The sequence below is a fragment of the Microvirga sp. M2 genome, assembly GCF_047497095.1.
In the GTDB taxonomy this organism is placed as follows: domain Bacteria; phylum Pseudomonadota; class Alphaproteobacteria; order Rhizobiales; family Beijerinckiaceae; genus Microvirga.
The window spans coordinates 1,262,145-1,282,202 of the sequence record NZ_CP134064.1; the positions used below are offsets into that span (position 1 = coordinate 1,262,145).

13 protein-coding genes and 1 tRNA gene are annotated in these 20,058 nt (G+C 61.1%); 8 read left to right on the forward strand and 6 right to left on the reverse strand.

What is annotated here, in order from left to right; all coding sequences use genetic code 11:
- Positions 1–140: 140 nt before the first annotated feature.
- From RE429_RS25545 to RE429_RS25570, 6 genes are all read left to right on the forward strand, one after another.
- Positions 141–1,688 carry an ABC transporter substrate-binding protein gene (locus RE429_RS25545; protein ID WP_414475925.1) on the forward strand — a complete coding sequence of 516 codons (1,548 nt, stop codon included), beginning with the start codon at positions 141–143 and terminating at the stop codon, positions 1,686–1,688.
- An 86-nt stretch (positions 1,689–1,774) separates the two neighbouring features.
- A complete protein-coding gene (locus RE429_RS25550; protein ID WP_414474542.1) occupies positions 1,775–2,710 on the forward strand; it encodes an ABC transporter permease in 936 nt (311 codons plus the stop codon).
- Between the two features lie 9 nt (positions 2,711–2,719).
- Positions 2,720–3,541, forward strand: a complete 822-nt coding sequence (locus tag RE429_RS25555) for an ABC transporter permease (protein WP_414474543.1) — start codon at positions 2,720–2,722, stop codon at positions 3,539–3,541.
- Complete coding sequence (locus tag RE429_RS25560) at positions 3,538–4,518, forward strand: ABC transporter ATP-binding protein (RefSeq protein ID WP_414474544.1); 981 nt, start codon at positions 3,538–3,540, stop codon at positions 4,516–4,518. The genes RE429_RS25555 and RE429_RS25560 overlap by 4 nt, the downstream gene beginning before the upstream one ends.
- Positions 4,511–5,524 (forward strand): ABC transporter ATP-binding protein, encoded by a 1,014-nt coding sequence (locus RE429_RS25565; protein WP_414474545.1) that lies wholly within the window; start codon positions 4,511–4,513, stop codon positions 5,522–5,524. The genes RE429_RS25560 and RE429_RS25565 overlap by 8 nt, the downstream gene beginning before the upstream one ends.
- Before the next feature lie 64 nt (positions 5,525–5,588).
- Positions 5,589–7,109, forward strand: coding sequence for a succinylglutamate desuccinylase/aspartoacylase family protein (locus RE429_RS25570; RefSeq protein WP_414474546.1), 1,521 nt, complete (start codon positions 5,589–5,591; stop codon positions 7,107–7,109).
- Between the two features lie 144 nt (positions 7,110–7,253).
- On the opposite strand, the gene RE429_RS25575 is transcribed toward RE429_RS25570, so the two are convergent.
- Positions 7,254–8,627 (reverse strand): replication-associated recombination protein A, encoded by a 1,374-nt coding sequence (locus tag RE429_RS25575; RefSeq protein WP_414474547.1) that lies wholly within the window; start codon positions 8,625–8,627, stop codon positions 7,254–7,256.
- A gap of 466 nt (positions 8,628–9,093) precedes the next feature.
- On the opposite strand from RE429_RS25575, the gene RE429_RS25580 reads away from it, so the two are divergent.
- The gene (locus RE429_RS25580) at positions 9,094–11,043 is read left to right on the forward strand and encodes a PAS domain-containing protein (protein ID WP_414475926.1); all 1,950 of its coding nucleotides are present in this window, start codon (positions 9,094–9,096) and stop codon (positions 11,041–11,043) included.
- Positions 11,044–11,168: 125 nt separating this feature from the next.
- Here the strand turns inward: RE429_RS25580 and RE429_RS25585 are convergent, their stop codons facing one another.
- Both RE429_RS25585 and RE429_RS25590 read right to left on the reverse strand, forming a co-directional pair.
- Positions 11,169–12,164, reverse strand: a complete 996-nt coding sequence (locus RE429_RS25585) for a phasin family protein (protein WP_414474548.1) — start codon at positions 12,162–12,164, stop codon at positions 11,169–11,171.
- 271 nt (positions 12,165–12,435) lie between these two features.
- On the reverse strand, positions 12,436–12,627 hold the full coding sequence (locus tag RE429_RS25590; RefSeq protein WP_414474549.1) for a hypothetical protein: 192 nt from the start codon (positions 12,625–12,627) through the stop codon (positions 12,436–12,438).
- A gap of 1,563 nt (positions 12,628–14,190) precedes the next feature.
- Between RE429_RS25590 and RE429_RS25595 the strand changes: the two genes are divergently transcribed.
- A tRNA-Asn gene (locus tag RE429_RS25595) sits at positions 14,191–14,275 on the forward strand.
- A 165-nt stretch (positions 14,276–14,440) separates the two neighbouring features.
- On the opposite strand, the gene RE429_RS25600 is transcribed toward RE429_RS25595, so the two are convergent.
- The 3 genes from RE429_RS25600 to RE429_RS25610 form a co-directional block, all read right to left on the reverse strand.
- A complete protein-coding gene (locus RE429_RS25600; protein WP_414474550.1) occupies positions 14,441–15,610 on the reverse strand; it encodes an acyl-CoA dehydrogenase family protein in 1,170 nt (389 codons plus the stop codon).
- A 189-nt stretch (positions 15,611–15,799) separates the two neighbouring features.
- Complete coding sequence (locus RE429_RS25605) at positions 15,800–18,775, reverse strand: amino acid adenylation domain-containing protein (protein ID WP_414474551.1); 2,976 nt, start codon at positions 18,773–18,775, stop codon at positions 15,800–15,802.
- 36 nt (positions 18,776–18,811) lie between these two features.
- Positions 18,812–19,849 (reverse strand): thioesterase domain-containing protein, encoded by a 1,038-nt coding sequence (locus RE429_RS25610; protein ID WP_414474552.1) that lies wholly within the window; start codon positions 19,847–19,849, stop codon positions 18,812–18,814.
- Between the last annotated feature and the right edge of the window lie 209 nt (positions 19,850–20,058).

Genomic DNA, 20,058 nt, shown 5'->3' on the forward strand with positions numbered 1-20,058 from the left:
ACGCGCCTTGACATAGAACTGCATCGACGAGGGTTCGTATCTTGCGGGCCGGCATCCAGCCGGCGCGTCCGCAACTGCCACAGCTTGGAGGATCAGCCGTGCTCAAGAAGTTTGTCATCACCACTGCGCTCGCTCTCGCCATGAGCGCAGGCGCCTATGCGGAAACCCCGAGGACGGGCGGTACGATCCGCTTCACCGCGCCTTACGGATCGAGCTTTGCGAATCTCGACATCCACACCTCGAACCGGGCCCAAGACGAGATCTGGGCCAAAGCCATTCACCGCGCGCTCTATAACTGGGATTCGAATGCCAACAAGCCGGTCCTTGATCTGGCGAAGGCGGTTGAAGTCTCGGGCGACGGCCTGGTGTATACCTACAAGCTGCGGGACGACGCCTATTTCCACAACGGTCGCAAGATGACGGCCGACGACGTGATCTGGACCTATACCCGCCTGATGGACGGCACGAAGGCCTTTCCGGGCGCGCGCTACGTGCGCATCATCAAGGGTGCCATCGACGTCGAGAAGGGACAGGCAAAGGAAATCTCCGGTCTGAAGAAGATCGACGACTTCACCCTTGAGATGACTCTCTCCGAGAAGGTCGATCCCGGCTTCAATTTCTATGCCGCCCTGACGTCGATCTACCCGGCCGACGAGGCGTCGAAGGATTCCTTCGCGACGAAACCCATCGGTCTTGGACCGTTCAAGTTCGTCGAGTATGTGCCCGGTTCGCGCCTCGTCGCGGAGCGCTGGGAGAAGTTCTATCAGCCCGGCAAGCCCTATGCCGACCGCGTCACGGTCTCGATCATGGGCGAGGCCGCGGCCCGGGATGTCGCTTTCCGCAACAAGGAGATCGACGCCTCCATCCTCGGTCCGACGCAGTACGTCGCTTACAAGGCCGATCCGGACCTGTCGAAAGGGCTGCTCGAAGTCGCCGAGGTCTATACTCGCGTCACGGGTTTCAATCCGAATTTCAAGCCCTTTGCCGACAAGCGCGTACGGCAGGCCATCAACTATGCGATCGACTCCGATCTCATCATCAAGAGGCTTTTGAAGGACAAGGCCTATCGCGCGACGAGCTGGCTTCCGATCTCGTCGCCCGCTTACGACAAGGACATGAAGCCTTATCCCTACGACCCGGAGAAGGCGAAGAAGCTCCTGGCCGAGGCCGGCTATCCCAATGGGTTCGAGTTCGAGTGGACGGCGACCTCCAACGAAAGCTGGGGCATTCCCATCGCCGAGGCTGCCATTCCGATGCTTGAGAAGGTCGGAATCAAGGTCAAGATCAAGCCTGTCGAAGGCACGGTGCTATCCGAGGTCGCCCGCAACGGTGATTATCAGGCATTCAACTGGTCTCTGACTTCCGGGCCTGACCCGTTGACATCGCTCAAATGTTTCCATTCGGCAACGCCGCAATCGGCCTGTAATTATACTCAGTTCAAGAACGCCGACTTCGACAAGATCCTGGACGAGGCGACTGCGACCGACGATCCGGCCAAGAAACTCGAGGGTCTGAAAAAGGCGAACGCCATCCTCCGCGAAGAGGTGCCGATGTGGTGGTTCAACTACAATAAGGCCATCATGGCCTACCAACCTTGGCTCAAGGGGCTGCAGCCGAATGCCACCGAGCTGGCGATTCAGAACTATGAGGATATGTGGGTCGATAGCTCTTCACCTGCCGCGAAATAGACTGCGTTCGAACAAGCGCACATTTTTTCGAATGCAGATCCCACCATCCCGGATCCATGGCCCGGGATGGTGGTCAGGAGCCTTGAATGCTTTCATTCATCGTGCGGCGCTTGCTGCAGACATTGCCCATCATCCTGGCCGTCGCGGCTCTGATCTTCGTCCTGTTCAGCGTCATTCCGGGTTCCTTTGCGTCGAGCATGAGCGACGACGGGCGCAGCGTGCTGGACGCTGACGTCATGCAGCGCATGAACGAAGAGTTCGGCCTGAATGATCCGGTCCATGTCCGGTTCGGGAAATATGTCGCTCAGCTCGCAACCTTCGATCTCGGTAACTCCTTCCGAACAAGGCAGCCCGTCACGCATGTCATTGCCGATCGCTTGTGGCCGACCGCGCAGCTCGCGCTGGCCGCGATGCTGTTCGCAATCCTCGTCGGAGTGCCGTTGGGCTTCATCGCGGCCTTGAGACCGGGAAGCTGGATCGACACCATCTCCATGATCGGCGCGGTATCGGGATTGTCATTGCCGAAGTTCTGGCTCGGCCTGATGCTGATGTACGTGTTCGCGTTGCTGCTCGGCTGGCTTCCGAGCTTCGGCTATGGCGGCGGGAACCCGCGCTATCTCATCCTGCCGGCCATCGCGCTCGGCGTCGCGCCGTTGGCTCTGATGGCTCGAACCACCAGAGCCGCCGTGCTCGAAATCATGAACGCCGATTTCGTTCGCACGGCCCGCTCGAAGGGCATGAGCGAGGGCAGGGTCGTGCGCTGGCATCTCACCCGCAATGCGCTCGTCATCATCCTCACGACCATCGGTCTTCAGTTCGGCACGGTGATCGGCCAGGCTGTGGTGGTCGAGAAGCTGTTTTCGTGGCCGGGGCTCGGGTCGCTCCTGGTCGACAGCGTGACCTTGCGCGACATTCCCGTGGTTCAGGGCTCGATCCTGGTGATCGTTCTCCTGTTTCTTTTCATCAACATGCTTGTCGATGTTCTCTGCGCGATCATTGACCCGCGCATCAAGTACACGTGAGGCCATGACATGAAGTTCAGAGCCAATCTCGTGATTGGAGGCGTGCTTTTCGCCGGCGTGATCATCGCTGGCCTCTGCGCTCCGCTCTTGGCGCATACCGATCCGGTCATGGGTGCCAATCTGATGTATGCGGAGGAGCCTCCCGGCGGTGAATTCTGGTTCGGCACCGACGCGCAAGGGCGCGACATCTACAGCCGCGTTCTCTATGGTGCCCGGATCTCGCTCACCGTCGGTATCGTCTCGCAGCTCATCAACACGGTCATCGGGGTGTGCTTGGGGCTATCGGCAGGCTACTGGGGCGGCTGGTGGGACGATTTCGTCAGCGGCCTGACCAACATGATGCTGGCGATCCCGTCTCTCGTCTTTGCGCTGGCCATCATGGCGATCCTCAATCCGGGCCTGACCAGCCTGCTGATCGCGCTCGGCCTCACCAACTGGTCGTTCACGTGCCGGCTGGCGCGGGCCTCGGCGCTGTCGCTCAAGAGCCAGGGCTATGTCCAGGCAGCCAAAGTGCTCGGATACGGCGATATCCGGATCATGCTGACACAGCTCCTGCCGAACATGCTGGGGCCGATCATCGTCATCGGCACCCTCGGCATGGGCGGCGCGGTCCTGGCCGAGGCCGCGCTCTCGTTCCTCGGTCTCGGCATTCGGCCGCCTTATCCGAGCTGGGGCAGCATGCTGTCGGATGCCCGCGATCAGATCACCACGGCGCCATGGATTTCGATCTTTCCCGGGCTCGCGATCTTCATGACGGTTCTGGGGCTGAACCTGCTCGGAGACGGCCTGCGCGACATCCTCGATCCCCAGGCACGGACAAGGCGCGCATGACGGGACAGCCGCTTCTCGAGGTCGACAATCTCAGGATCGATCTGGCACTCGGCAGCAAGCGCTTTGCTGCCGTGCAGGATGTTTCCTTCACCATCAATCGGGGCGAGACGCTCGGCCTTGTGGGCGAATCCGGCTGTGGCAAGAGCATCACGGCCCTCTCGCTGATTGGCCTCCTGCGGGAGCCTCTTCTGGTCGGGGGTGGAAGAATCCGTTTCGACGGTCGCGAGATCCAGGGGCTGCCGGCCTCGGAGATGCGCAAGCTGCGCGGCAACCGCATCTCCATGATCTTCCAAGAGCCGATGACGGCGCTCAATCCTCTGTCTCCCGTCGGTCGTCAGATCGCCGAGATGTTCGTCCTGCATAAGGGGGCGAGCTGGAAGGAGGCCGAGGACCTGGCCGTGGAGGCGCTCGCCAGCGTGCGAGTTCCGGCGCCGGAGCGCCGGGTCAAGGATTATCCGCACCAGCTGTCCGGAGGCATGCGCCAGCGTGTCATGATCGCGATCGCCCTGGCGTGCGGCCCGGACCTGCTCCTGGCCGACGAGCCGACGACCGCGCTCGACGTGACTGTACAGGCCGAGATCCTCGATCTGATCCGGGAGCTCTCGGCCGCCAAGGGTACCGCCGTCCTGATGATCAGCCACGATCTCGGCCTCATCGCCAATATGTGTCGCCGGGTCGGCGTGATGTATGCAGGGAAGCTCGTCGAGGAGCGCCCTGCGGAGGATGTCTTTCGTTCGCCGAGCCATCCTTATACGAGCGGCCTCGTGGCCTCGCTGCCATTGCTCGGAGCCCGTGCGCGCCATGGCCGCCAGCGCCTTAAGGAGATTGCCGGCGTCGTCCCGCCTGTGTCGGCGTTTCCGGCCGGGTGTCGCTTCAATCCTCGCTGCTATGCCGCCACCGAGCGCTGCCAAGCGGAAGATCCCGGCATAACGGCGCTTGCCGGCGGCGGCTTCGTACGGTGCCACTACCATGAATAGTTCCCCAATCGACCCGATCCTCAAGGTCGAGGACCTCGCCGTGCATTTCCCGATGGGAGGTGGGCTTTTCAGCGGCCCGCGCCGCTTCCTCCACGCGGTGGATGGCGTCGATCTCGAACTGAAGCGTGGCGAATGTCTCGGCCTCGTGGGTGAGTCGGGCTGCGGAAAGTCGACCCTGGCACTCACGATCCTCGGCCTTCAGGAGCCGACCCGCGGACGGATCGTTCTCGACGGGCATGAGGTCTCCGGCGAGGGGATGGACCGGAAGACCCGTGCGCGCATCGCCCAGATGGTGTTTCAGGATCCGTATTCGTCGCTCAATCCGCGCCAGACGGTCCGCAGGACCCTCGAAGCACCGCTTCGCCTCCATGGAATCACGACACCGAGCGAGATCGATGGGCGTATCGCCGAGATCCTCGGGCGTGTCGGCCTGAGGCCGGATCATGCAGCGCGTTATCCGCACGAATTCTCCGGTGGCCAGCGCCAGCGCATCGGGATCGCGCGCGCGCTCATTCTGGAACCGAAGATCATCATCCTCGACGAGCCGGTCTCGGCCCTCGACGTCTCCATCCGGGCGCAGATCATCAACCTGCTCCTGGAGATCAAGGAGACGCTCGGCCTCTCCTATATCATGATCAGCCACGATCTCGGCGTCGTCGAACATATGAGCGATCGGGTCGCCGTCATGTATCTCGGCCGCATTGTCGAAACCGGCGGCTGGGAATCGATCTTCACGAAGCCGCGGCATCCATATACGCGGGCGCTCATCTCGGCGATTCCGGATCCGTTCAGCCGTAGCCGAGGCGAAAAGATCAGTGGCGAGATTCCCAATCCGCTCCATGTCCCGGCTGGATGCGGCTTTCACCCGCGTTGCCCCGAAGCGCGTGAGATCTGTCGCGTTCCGCCGGTACCAATGCTGGAGGAAATCGGCGAAGCCCATCTCGTCCGATGCCGCCGGGCTCACGAGATCACCGTTCCGGACGAAATGCTGATCTCGCCGGGCTGACGGGACCTTCATGAGATCTTCCGCCGATTCATTGTGAGTGACAGCCCGAGAGCAGCATACCGCCATGACCACCGTTCCCAAGATCATCGTTCGCGTCCCCCGTCAGGAGGGAGGCTCCCATCTTGGTCAGTTGACGATCGGCGACTGGACGATCCCGTGCACCGTCGGGGCAGGCGGGCTTATCCATGCGTCCTTCAAGCGCGAGGGGGACACGCGAACCCCGATAGGGGTTTTCCCATTGCGCTATGGCTTCTTCGATGGCTCTGCCCTTCCGGACTTCCCGCGCGATCTTGCTTTTCCGTTCGTTCCGCTCTCGGACGACATGATCTGGGAGGAGGAGGGGAGCGAGTACAATCGACTGGTCTTTTCCGAGAACGACGAGCGATCCGGCGAGAGGCTGTCGAGACCCCGCCCCGAGCGCCTCTTCGATGTGATCATTCCGATCGGGTTCAACGATTCCGTTCCCGAGATCGGTCGCGGCAGCGCCATCTTCATCCATGCCGCCCGGGCCGATATGAGCGGCACAGCCGGGTGCATCGGGATTCCAAAGGAGCGGATGCCCGATCTGGTCCGACGCCTGAGGCCCGGAATGCTGATCGATATCGGCTATGCGCAGGCCGATGATCGCGAACGGCTTGATCCGGAGACCCCCGTCGAGACGGTGCGCTTCACCGGACTCGACCGAGGGCCGAAGCTGATTGTCATCGGGGCCGTCCACGGCAACGAGACTTGCGGGCCGCAGGCCATTCTGCGCGCGATCGACGATTGCCGCGCGGGCCGTCTTGCGATTCGGCGGGGCGAGGTCACCTTCCTGCCGGTCGCCAATATGAAGGCCTATCGCCAAGGCACGCGGGAGGGAGACCGCAACCTGAACAGGGATCTGCGCGAGAAGACGATCCCGGAAGATTACGAGGACCGGGTCGGCAATCATATCTGTTCGCTGTTGCGGGAGCACGAGGTCCTTCTCGACCTTCATTCATTCCGCGGCGAGGGCGAGCCGTTCATTTTCGCCGGCCCTCTCGACAATACCGGACCCATCGAGCCGTTCCGGCATGCCACGGCCGAGGGCGCCTTTGCCGCAAGGCTCGGTACCGCCGTCGTCATCCACGGCTGGCTTGACGTCTATGGCCGCTTTCTCAAGGAGCGCGAGCGGCTCGGTCATGCGAGCAGGACGATTTCGGAAGGCGTCGGCACCACGGAATATATGCGTTTTTCAGGCGGCTACGGCGTCACTCTGGAATGCGGCTCGCATGACGATCCCCACGCCTCCGAGGTCGGGTATACGGCGATCGTCAATGCTCTCGCGCATCTCGGGTTGATCGATGCTCCGCCGCCGAAGGTTGCGGCCGAGACCGTGATTCAAGTGACGGATATCTTCGTCTGCGAGGCCGAAGGCGATCGGCTGGAGGGAGAATGGAGGACAGGTGATGCGATTGCTGCCGGACAGGTGATCGTCCGCCGCACCGATGGGGAGACGATAACCGCTTCGAAGGATGGCTTCATCATCTTTCCGAACAGCACGGCAAAGCCGGGAGACGGACTGTGCTATTTCGGGGTGGCCAGCAGCCGCTCCCTTTCCGAATAGTGCGCGATCTCATGCGGGTTCCAAGTCCCATGGAGCATTTTGAGGCTGCACGGATTCGGCCAACCTGAGTCCCCGATGGAGGGGTGCTCCTCCGTCTCAGGACTTGCGCCATCGTCTCGTCTCATCAAACCATCGAGTCTCGCGTCAACGGGAAACCTTCGAGCCTGGTTTACCGGGATTGCCGCTGTCGTCCGGGTCAGGGTCATCCTGCCCGTATTGTGGCTGCGGCTGGCCCGTCACGCGCTCCCACCAGGCATCGGCCCGTGCCTCGAACGTCTGACCGCCGCGGCCGTCGCTCTGATAGAACTGGCCGGATCGGATTCCAGGAGCGTAGGTCTGATCAACCCATCCTCGGGGATCGTCATGCGGGAACTGGTAGCCGATATGGCCCAGTTTGGCTGCTCCGGCGTAATGTCCGTCCCGCAGGTGCGGTGGCACGGAGATCATCGGCTGGGATTTGACATAAGACATCGCCGCCCCGATGCCGCGGCACGCCGAATTCGATTTCGGAGCCCGCGCTATGTGCAAGGCGGCATGTGCGAGGACGATCTGGGCCTCCGGGTAGCCCACGTGCTGGACGGCCGTGAGAGCGGCAGCAGCCGTTTGAAGCGCTGTGTTGTCAGCAAGTCCGACATCTTCCGAGGCATGGATGAGGATGCGGCGGGCGATGAAACGGGGGTCCTCGCCCGAATGAATGAGGCGGGCCAGCCAATAGAGCGTCGCATCAGGATCCGATCCGCGCATCGATTTGATGAAAGCCGAGATCGTATCGTAGTGAAAGTCGCCCTTTCTGTCGAAGGGGAGGGGGGAGGCCTGATAGACCTCGTCCACCATCGGCCCGGTGATCGGGACGGTCGTACCGGGGGGCGATCCGAGCACCAGGGTCTCGAGGGCATTCAGGACCCGGCGGGCGTCCCCTCCCGCTCGTCCGGTAAGTTGCTTGAGCGCCTCGCCGTCGAGACGGACATCCAGCCCCTTTTGCTGCGCGAGAAAGTCCACGGCCCGCGCGACGACCTGCTTCAGGTCGTCCAGAGAGTGTGGTTCGAGCTGGAAGATCGAGGCCCGGGACACGAGCGCAGGCGTGAGCACGTGATAGGGATTGCCGGTCGTTGCCGCAATCAGGTCGAACGTGCCGGTTTCGGTGAGGTCGAGCAGATAGTCCTGTTGCGCACTGCTGAATCGATGGATCTCGTCGATGAAGACCAGGACGTCCTTGGCACGAGCTTCCTGAGCCACCGCCTTGATATCGGACACGTTGCTGCTGGCCGGGTGAAGGGAGCGGAATTCCTTCCGCATCTCCTGGCCGATTGCTCGGGCGATCGTCGTTTTTCCGACCCCTGGCGGGCCGAAGAGGATGACCGTTCCGAGACGTCCTGCCTGGACGCGTCGGCGTAACGGCCCGTTCGGCCCAAGAATGTGCCGCTGTCCGATAAGCTCATCGAGTGTGTGCGGGCGAATCTCGGCGGCAAGGGGCTTGGGACGCCGTTCCTGGGCTTTCGAGAAGAGATCGGATGTCATCTTGGTGAGAAAAGCGTTGAATGATGGAAGGTCGAGCCTTCCAATACAGGCAAACTCGATTTGAGGCGAATGAGGAGCGGAAGACCCCCGCGATTCCGACAAAGCCTCATCCGGTCGTGAATAATCGACAGGGTCGGCCCGCTCGCGGCGTTCCTGGGATTGCAAAAAGAAAGCGCCCGCTGTCGTAAGGGGCGCTTCAAGGTCCCGCTCGAAGGGGCAAAGCTCACAGGGTCGGGAGCCCTGGATATTCAGGAATATTCACTCCGTCATGTCGGGACACTACGACGTAGGAATACGGGTTCTACCGTGGCTGGGACGATTGGCGACGCATCCTGACGACGATCTCCCGCGCCCGGCGATGAAGGCGTATATTTCGGATGCATCAATGGCAGTGCGAGATGGTCAAGATTGACCGAGATTGATCTGGCGTAGTCAACTGAGGAAGGAGGTTCACGGCTTGAACACCATGCAGCTCCTGACGAGTGACGGCACCATGGGCGCCCGAATTCAGGCCCATGACTGGTCATCCTCCCCGCTCGGCCCGATCGAGACTTGGCCGCCCTCACTCCAGATCACACTCGGCAACCTGCTCCGAACCAAGATGCCTACCTACCTGCTCTGGGGGGCGGAACTGATCACCTTCTACAATGATGCCTGTCTCCCGTTGCGTGGCATCAGACCAGAGGCACTCGGGCAGCCCCTGCCGAAAGCCTGGGCCGAAATCTGGGATGTCGCCTCGCCGCTTGTCGCGCGCGCGCGTCGCGGCGAAGCGATATACATCCCCGATGTGCCTGTCTGGATTGTGCAGCGCAAGGGCTATCCTGAGGCCACCTGGTGGAATGCCTCGTTCAGCCCGGTCATGATCGAGACTGGCGATGTGGGGGGTGTTCTCATCATCATCCATGAGACCACGGAGCGGGTCCTTGGAGAGCGGCGGCTCCGGTTTCTGATCGACCTGAGCACCCGCTTGCGCGGCATAGCCGAGGCTCGCGATGCCATGGCCACGGCCGCCGCAATGCTCGGGCGGCATCTGAAGGCAAGTCGCGTCGGCTATGCCGAGTTCAGCGAGTCCGGTGAGTTCTTCACCGTCGAGCGCGAATGGAGCGAGGGAGAAGCCCCGGCCTTTGCGGGCCAACACCGGGTCCGTGACTTCGAGGCGCTCCTCGAGGATGAATTGAAGGCCGGGCATACGGTGCGGATCGACGATGCCTTGACGGACCCTCGCACGGCGGAGGAGCGCTTTGCCGGTGCGTTCCTCCGCGCCGGCAAGTGTGCCAGCATTATCGCGCCGCTCCTTCGGGACAATCGCCTCGTCGCGGCCCTCTACGTTCATCAGGTTCAGCCTCGTCATTGGCGCGACGATGAGGTGACGTTGGTGCAGGAGGTGGCCGAGCGCACCTGGACTTCGGTCCTCAGAGCGCGGGCCGAAACGGCCCTTCGGGAGAGCGAGGAGCGCTTCCGGCAGTTTGCCGAGCACTCGACCGACATGCTCTGGATCCTGAATGCCCAAACCTTACGGATCGAGTACATCAGCCCGGCCGTGGGCCGGATCTGGGGCCAGCCTCCGGAAAATTTCCAGTACCGCGACCAGTGGGCTGAAACTGCCCATCCGGAGGATCGAGCGCGTGCGCTCCAAACCACCGAACGTGTCCTGAAGGGCGAAACCGTCGTTTACGAGTACCGCATCGTTCGGCCGGACGGAAGCATGCGTCACATTCACTCCACCAGCTTCCCGATCCTCGATGAGCAAAGGCGGATTCGGCGGATCGGCGGCATTGCCAAGGACATTACCCTTCATGATGGTACCGCGGTCTACGTGGTCGACGGCGACCCCGCGTCCCGCCGGGATCTGTGTCTGCTGCTCCAGGAAGCCGGCTATGTGGTGAAGGCGTTTGCCTCGGCTCAATCTTTTCTGGAGATCGCGCCAGTGCTGGTGCCCGGCTGCGTGGTGATCGATATCCGCAATCCCGGGGCCGGGGAATTGCTGATTCCGAAAGAGTTGAAGGCTCGACGTGGCGGCCTGCCCGTGATCGTGATCGGTGAGGCGCGTGGGGATGTTACGGTTGGGGTCCAGGCCATGAAGGCGGGCGCAGCGGATTTTCTCGACGTGCCGTATCGGCCCGGGCAGCTTTTGGAAGCGCTCGCCTCCGCTCAGACGACCATTCGCGAGCGGGCCGAGCGCGATCAGGCCACCGAACGGGTGAAGGGGCTCATCGCGGCGCTACCGGTGCGGGAACGGGAGGTGTTGGACGGATTGCTGGCCGGAGGCACCAACAAGACGATCGCACGAGATCTTGGGCTGAGCCCGCGGACAGTCGAAGCGCATCGGGCCCGCATCATGGAGCGGCTTGGCGCGCATAGCCTTCCTGAATTGGTACAGCTCGCCGTTATGGCAGGCTTACAGGCGAAATCATAGGATCGCCAAAGCCGACGACCTGCTCAGTCGGCCGATAAGGTTCCCAGAATCCCATCCTCGATATCTGGCCCCGCATCAACGCTCCCGGCCAGTGATCCGGGAGCGTTTCTCTTGAACCGAGAGGCTTACGCTGCGCGGCCGACCCGCTCAGCAGCTCTTTCAGCCTGCATGGTCACGACCCGTGTGGCTTCCTCAGCCATCTGGATCGTGATCTCGGCGATGCGCCGGCTGTTCTCCATCGTCTGCTCCAGGTTATCTCGAAGGAGCGTTGTGTGCGCCTCGACGAAGTCTGTCATCGTTCGGGAGCGAGCCAATACCTGCAGGCCATCAAGGTTTCGTTGCAGGCGCTTCTGACTGCGGTCGACCACCTCGCGAGAGACCTCCTGTAGGCCCCGGGCGAGTGCCGTGCTTGACTGAGCGACCGCACGCAAATTGTGCGCTGCCTCTTCACTCAGGCCCAGCGCCCCGTTGTCGTGGTGGCCTCCGAGCGCCAGGCCATGGCCTGTCGAGTGACGGGTCAGTTCGGAAAGCGCCCCGAAGCCGGTCTCTATGGCTTCCTGCATGGCTTGAGCCAAGGTTTGGGCACTTTCGACGCTGGCCCGCAGCGTGTCGGCCACATCTTCCGTCACCCGTTGAACAGTCGCAACCTGCTCGCGGGCGCGGCGGGCCTCAGCGCGTTTTGCCTCATCGATACTTGCCATATCATCCTCCACTTTCTCGACAACGGCCTCGACCTCTTCGTGGCTCAGAACCTTGAGCACGGCCGGAAGCAGTTCGTTTCTGTCGTCTCGAATGTGTTGTTGAAAAATGCGTCTCAGCTCGACGACCTTGGCGAGAAACTCCGTGCTGTTCTTAGGCATTGTGTCGAGATCGCCTAAGAGGGCACTGGTTTGCTCATTATCGTTGTTGGCCTCGCGCGCGAGTTCCTGCATTCCGTGCTCCCGGAGGACAGGAAACAGATATTCCTCCTGCAAGGAGGCCAAAAGTTCCAGTTCTTCCTTCAGGTTGGCGAATAGACGCTCACGGGTCTTGATCGCACTATCGGAGGTCGCAAGTAGCTTTTCAAAGAGCTCATTCGCCCTATCGGGCGGTGCCTGGCTGAAGCGTTGGGTGGCGGACATTGTCTCTCCCTGACAATATGAGGGGACTGGTCTGGTGTCTGAAACGGAATTACGCAATCTGACATGGGCCGCAGCGGCGGGTCCTCGCAAGAACCGAAACAATGGCAGCGCTTGCGTGAAGTCCCCGTGAAGTCCCCTTGCCGTCCTGGTCGTCGGCAATACAACGCGTCGACCACCCCGAGGCGTTCCTCACTTTTCCACCTATGTTAATCTTTCGATCGGCCGAGCTTGAACACACCCGTCGGCGATGCCCGCCGTTCGGGTGCTATACTCACCCATCATGAAAGGGATGTTGCAATTCCTGACGATACTTCTGGGCTTTCTGAAGCGCCTCAGCAGCTCGCCTCTCGTGAAATAACCGTTGAAACTCGGTATCTGCCCGCCGCGCATCGGCAATGTGCGTCTGAGCCTCGGACTCGTAAGCTCGGATAAGAGAGCCCAGTTCGTCACGATTGTCGATCATTGTCGTTCCTCCCGAACTTGAATGTTGAAGCTGCGCACAGTGAAGCGCCTAATGTCCCTTCTCAGGGTACAAGCCTCGTGAGAAGTAAGCGCGCCTTTGAAGAGCATCATCGTGTCGCGCCTGGTTCAAGATCTTGATCCGTTGACGTCGTACGATCTCCCCTTCTAGGGCCGCAAGCTCGCGCTCAAGCCAGGCAATGCGCCTCAGAAGATCGGATTGAGGTTCTGCTTTCATGCTCGCCACTATGTGCCTCCCACGATAGCCCTGCCGGTTCCTGTACAATTCCGGACGCGATCCATGACGGTCCCCACGCTTCGTGCAGCTGGGCTGCTCAGTTATCCGGGTTGAGGATTGGTCATCTCAACCTCGACGCCTTCAGGATGCGAAGGGTCGGCGGTGCTGTTGCCATCGCAAAGTCTCAAGGAGGTCCAGATAAGGCTGACGTCTCTCCCCATGAGCGGCCCTGATCTTATCCTTGATGTACGCTTTCAGCTCCGGGTCGATAGCTCTCGACTCGGCATTTTCCAGTTCGAGCTCGGCAGCGAAGTCGATGTTCCCGAGAGTATGAGTAACCTCCCGCATGGTGGCAGTAAGGCTTAGCGAGTGCCTGTGATAGATCTGATGAGGCCTGTGGGGCATTATTTCCTCTTGTTGTTATTGCTGCTTGGGCTGAAGAGATGGCGGAGTTAACATAGATTAACAAGCGTAGCAGGGCGGGTAGGATTACGACGGATTTTTACGTAACCCTTTGGAGGCTTCCTGGGTGAAGGCCGACGCTCGTTCGAACCGGACCCTTGCGGAACAATCCGTAGGTATTGTCCGACTAGCGTCCTGAAGCGCCCAAACTAACCGCGATCAATGATACGCAGTGACCCGGGCCTGCGGTTTAGGGAGAACTGCCCAAAGCGGCAGCAGGACGTCACAGCAATCGAGGGACGGCTCGCGGGGGTGGCAAGGCTTCATTTGCCACCCCTTCGAACCCTCAGATTTTCACAACAGCCCGTTGGACGAGAGGCCATTCGGCGGGCGCAATGCTGCCGTCCGCCCGTACGGACAAGCCGCAGGCTCTTTTGGATCCGTTTAGAGCACCGGACGTGAAAAGTGGAAACCACTTTTGGGATCGAATCCGATGCTCCCTTCTGCGATGAGCGCATCGTTCTGGCGAAAAACCGGGACCGCTGTTTCGCACGATGCGCTAGCGCTTTCTATGCGCCCGTGCCGCCGCAGGATTCACGCTCGTTCAGGTCGGACGCAGCCATTCGATGGCATACGGCGACCGCGATCATCGAAGCCTTTCACGATCCCATTTCTCACGCCTCGGACCCGACCTCCCACGACAAAGCCGGCCAGCGGAGAGTGGATGTCGTGCGGCAGTTGATCGTCCGGCAGGCACCGCGTACGGCAACTATCATTTGGAGTAATTCTCGCTCGCAACAACTTCGTCTTTCTAGATATGGTCTGTCTATGCGGGATTCGGCTACAATTATGCCGATGGCGACGTAAGAAGATGCAGAGCTTTCTCCAGATCGCTCTGTCACCTCATCAGCTACGGACAACGCATAATCCCAGGTGGCGGAATTGGAAGACGCAGCGTGCTGTTGACGCGCGGCCGAAAGGCGTGGGGGTTCGAGGCCCTCTCTGGGAGCCATTTTTTCGTGAGAGCGACGAAAGCAGCGGACGTGGAACGTGGAATCCGCTTTTGGGATTCTATCCGATGCTTCCCCTAGAGAACGCCCTAGAGAACGCCCTAGAGAACGGCGCATCGGTTGCCGCGAAGAACCGCGGCGACATTGCCGCCGCCATCCGACGCGGATCAGGACATCGACGCGACCACGTCCAGCATCACCTCCGTCGCGCCACCGCCGATCGACAGAACGCGGGCATCGCGCGCCATGCGTTCAATCGGGCTCTCCCGCATGAAGCCCATGCCGCCGTGGAACTGCACGCAGGCATACATGACCTCATTGACGAGTTCCCCGCAAACGGCTTTCACCATCGAGACCTCGCGCATGCAGTCCTCGTCCGCTGCCATGCGATAGGCCGTGGCGTAGACGAACTGGCGGCTCGCTTCCACCTTCGCGGAAAGCATCGCAAGACGTTGTCGGATGGCCTGCATATCCCACAGAGTTGCTCCGTATATGCGGCGGGTTTTCAGCCAGGCGAGCGTCAGTTCGATCGCGGCTTGAGCTGCCCCCATCGCCATGGCACTGAGAACGAGGCGCTCGTTCTGGAAGTTGCCCATAATCGAGTAGAAGCCTTGTCCCTCCGCGCCGAGAACATTCTCGGCGGGAACGCGACAGCCGTCGAAAACGAGCTCCGCCGTATCGGACGAGCGCCAGCCGTGCTTGTCGAGCACGCGGGCGACCCGGAATCCCGGCATGCCCTTCTCGACAATGAACATCGTGATTCCGTTGCTCCCGGCCGATGGATCGGTCTTGGCGGCGACGAAGATGAGATCCGCATGGGCGCCGTTCGTTATATAGACTTTCTCGCCGTCGATAACATAGGATCCGCCGTCCCGGCGGGCGCGCGTGCGGATACTCTTCACGTCCGAGCCGGCATCCGGTTCCGTAATGGCAACGGCCGTGATCACCTCACCGGAGATGATGCCGGGCATCCAGCGCTCCCGCTGCGTCCTTGTTCCGTCATGGAAGAGGTGCACGGAGGCCATGTCGGTGTGCACCAACGTCGCGATGCCGACGCCGCCATAGGTCGAACGCCCGAGCTCCTCGGCAAAGATTGCGGATGCGATCGCATCCATCCCGGAGCCACCGTATTCCTCCGGATATCGGATGCCTAAGAAGCCGAGTTCACCCATGCGTCGCAGGACCGGGCGGGGAATGAACCCTTCCTCTTCCCAGCGATCCGCATGCGGTTTGATCTCCTGCTCGACGAAGCGCCGCACCTGGTGTCGCAGGATCTCGTACTCCCCCGACGCCCAGGGCAGCCTCAGACCCCGTGCTTCTCCCCCGGCTCCGCTCATCGTTTTCTCCACTCGTGAAGAGCGCATCGTTCTTGCTGAAAACCGGGGCTACTTCTCACTCATGCGGCCCGTCAGTTCCGTACGATATGACAGCATCGAACGTGAGATCGCCCCCCATCCGATGCTGTCAGTCTCTGGTCTTGAGCACCATTTCGCGCAAACCCGGTTCCCGCTTTTGCGCCCGATGCTCTAGAGTTCGATTTCCTCTCTCGGTCCATGAGACGGTGAGGAGGCCCGCGCCCCAGCCATCCAGAGCATTCCGTCGATGACCTCCGCCAGTCCGGCCACCGTCGGACGCTCGAAGAGATTGCGGAGCTGAACATCCACGCCGAATGTTTCCCGTAGGCGAGATACCGCGCGCATCACCAGCAGCGAGTGCCCTCCCAGATTGAAGAAGTTGTCGTTGCGACCGATCGAATCGACCTTGAGGAGGTCGCACCACAGAGCCGCGAGCGTCTTCTCTGTCGCCGTTTCCGGGGCGATGAAGTCTTGCTCGACCTGAATGTTATCCGCAGTCGGGTCGGGAAGCGCCGTGCGATCGATTTTGCCGTTGGTCGTGAGCGGCATTCGCTCCAGGCTGACGAAATGTGTCGGCATCATGGCTTCCGGTAAGTGTTCGGTAAGATGAGCACGCAGGTCCGCTACGCTCACGTTCTTCGAAGGGACATAATAGGCGACAAGACGCGCGATGCCGTCTTCGGTCGCGGCGGGTTCGACGTAGCCGATTTCGGCCATGATCTCCTTGATACGATGCACGTCTATCTCATCGTTCAGTTCGTCAATGGCCTCGTCGCGCGTCTTCTGGCCCAGCCGCACATCCCAACTATAGGGCAGGGAGTAGTTGTGGTATCCGCGTTGCTTCTTATGAACGTAGATGCCCAGATCGTTGATGAGGCAATTCGTCGAGCGTCCGGTGTCCGAGGGCCGGCTCCATCCCACCTGCGTCTTCAGGAATTCCAGCATATCCTCTAGTGGAACGCTCCAGTAGCGATAGAAATCGATGAACTTTACCTCTTCGAAGACGGAGTCGCTCCGGAAGATGTCCACATCGAGATAGCGCGACACCGCGTCATCGCGGCGATGATATTCCTTGCGCGCCTCAACGACGAGCGCGTCCAGGCGCTCTGGAGCATAGTCATCGCGCTTGAAGACTTCTTCGGTCAGCCGCGTCTCGAAGAACTGACCGCGCGATAAGCCGGTGACGATATAGCTGATGCCCTTCTCGCGGGCGAGGTTGGTAGCAAGGGTATAGATCGTCTTGAAGCACCCGTTGCAGACGTTTGCAAACCGCTTCAGGCTGTCGACGAAGATCTCATTCATATGCGGCGTGCTCCCCCAATGGAGATCAACGCCGAGTGTGTTCACCAGCCTTCTGATGTTCGTCTTGGCCTCTTCCGAGATGAAGCCGTTATCCAGAGTGAAGACGAGAGGATTCACTCCCATCGCGCACAGTTTACTCAGCATGAAGCTGCTGTCTTTTCCGCCGCTCAGAAGAACGATGCAATCATAGGGACCTTTCCGCTTCTCCTGCATCTCCCTGATAAGAGCCTCGAGGTCATCCGGTGTCTTGAAGTAGCCTTGCGCCTTGTCGACATAAGTGTCGAAGGCTCGACACAGATTGCAAACACCGGCCGAGTCGTAGGTCGCGCCGGGCATGTCGGACGCGAGGCCGCATCGCTCGCAATAGCGCAGTTGCGTATGCGGCTTCTTCGCCGCGGCAGTGACGAGGGTGACGGCACATTCCTGGATGTGAGGATGCTTCAGGAGCTGGGCCTCGATCTCGCCCAGTTCCACGCGAGCTCCGCCGATCTGAACTTGATGGTCCGCGCGGCCGAGGAAGTCCAAGCGCTTTTCCGAGTTCCAGCGGGCAAGATCGCCTGTCTTGTACAGGCGCAGCGTCGAAACCTGATCCCGGGGATCGGCGGTCGTCAGGAACCGCTGAGCGGTCATTGCGGGTTGATTGAAATAGCCCTTCGCAAGTCCATCACCGGAAATATACATCTCGCCGACGATCCCCGTGGGAACGGGCCGATGTCGCTCGTCGAGGACGTAGATTCCGGCGTTGGCCGCCGGAGTGCCGATCGGAACGGATGGCGACTGATCCCGTTCGAAATCGAACCTGTGGATCATGCAGCCCACTGTCGCTTCGGTGGGGCCATATTCATTGTAGATCTCGACCGGATGGGGAATGGCTTTCGTAATATCGCGAGCCAATTCGGTCTTGAAGTCCTCGCCGCCGACGATGAACTTGCGCAGACGGGTGGTGCTGAGATCGCGGTCGCGGATCATCGCAAGATGCGCAGGCGTCAGCTTCACGATATCGACGGCATTGTCGTCGACGACCTTGAACACGACCAGACTTTGCACGCCGGGATCCCCGCGGTACACCACGATGCGACCGCCGGTGATGAGGGGGGTAAAGAGTGAGGTGACGGTCAGGTCGAAGGCCAAGGATGAGAACAAGGGCCACGCGAGGCGTTCGCCGGGGCTATACATCCGGGCCGCCCACCAGATGTAGTTCACCAGGCTCCGATGCTCGATCATGACGCCTTTGGGCGTGCCTGTCGATCCGGAGGTGAAGATGATGTAGGCGAGGCCGTCCGGAGAGGCTGCAGACGGCAGGTCGGACGCAGGCTCACCCGAGATCGACCGGAAATCCGCATCGAGCACGAGCGTCTTGGCAAGGCCCAAGGGAATGACAGGCTGCAGGCTCGCCTGTGTGACCGCAACCGGGATCTGCCCTCCCATGCCATCGGCGATGTCCTTCAGGATCGTGGCGAGGCGTCCCTTCGGCGTCGCTGCATCCACCGGCACATAGGCCGCGCCGGATTTGAGGATGCCCAGGATCGCGACGAGAACCTCGATGGAGTGTTCCATGAACACGACGACGATCCGCCCGGGCTCGACACCGCTCGAGGCCAACCGAGCGGCCATCTGATTGGAACGCTCATTCAGTTGCCGGTATGTCAGACTTTCGGCCCCGAAGCGAATTGCTTCGGCATCCGGGCTCTGCGCGACTTGCGCTCGGAAGAGATCCACGACCGTCTGGTGCGACGGATAGGGCGCGGATGTTGCGTTGTACTCGACGACCAATGCTTGATGATCGCGATCATGCAGGTGAGCGAGAGGCACGCTCTCTGTGGTTAAAGGCAGGAGTTCATTCATAGGACTCGCTCTCCGTCGCGGAATGTGGGGATCAACTCAAATGCCTCCTGCGGCTCTTCGGGTGGAAGAACGATATAGCTCGGCAATGGCCGGCGCGTCCGGCTCCTGGAGCATATGAGGGCCGTAGCAATCCTTCGGCCCGTAATAGAACTCAGCATGAGGCGCTGCCCGCAACCACCGGTGCGGCGCCGCACCGGATCGAACCCAAGCCTTGTTTGGAAGAAAGATGCAGACACGGCCACGGTATGGAGCGGGAATGTACCGCCGCAGGGCTGTAATGGCTGTATCCTTGAGCCGGGCTCTGCGCTCCAGCACCGGATCGTCTTTTACCGGTTCCCCGCGGTTGTGACCCTTGGCCAGAAGCGATCCGGCTTCCTCGCGGCGCTTTCGGAGGCGATCGGTGACATACCGGACGCGCGCTTCAAGCGACGGTAGCTTCGCCAGCTGTCGCAGGTGCATGACAACAGCGCCTGCCTGGCGCCGGGCATAGAAGAACAGCAGCCGGGGCAAAGTCTGGTAGGTGCTCGGATGAAGAGGGCCGAAGAGGGCCGCGCATCGGACGTCCGCCCCGCGCTGATCAAGAAGCCGCGCCAGTTCGTATGCCGTCGCGGCGCCGGAGCAATAGCCGGCAATGACATACGGCCCCCTCGGCTGGAACTCAAGGATCTGGTCGGCGAAGTACTCGGCGATGTCCTCGACGCGATCCATCGGCTCGGTTCGACCGTCGAGGCCCGGCGGTTCCAGCGCGAAGAACGGCTGATCCTCGCCCAGATGCTTCGAGAAATCGGAGAACGAAATGACGGCCCCGATGTGCCCGGGCACGGCATAGATGGGTGCTTGCGTCCCGTGGGGCTGGAGCGGCACGATGGCGGGCTGTTGCCGGACCGTCGCTGCGGCCATGTTCAGGAACCCGATGATCTCGCCTTTGCGGTCTCGCAGCTGGTCGCGAAACTCCGGCGTGAGCGCGCCCGCGGGCGCATTGCAGCGCAGGCGGTCGCCATCCACCCAGACTGTGATGTCTTTGCTCGCGAAGTCTGCGAGAAGGTCCGGGATCTTCAGCACGTGCGTGTTCATGAGAGCCCTCCCATCACTTCTTCATGATTGACAGCGGAGACGCAGCAAATTCCCGCGCGCCGATGATCCAGGTACGACCGATTTGTGCGGGCGTCCCATGGCCGCGCTGGAGCCGTCCGGCGCGCTCGATTTATGGTGGAAATAGAGAACACCTGTAGTCCGGATGAACGCACATGCTTCCGGATGGAAGAATCTGAGTTTCCGTACAT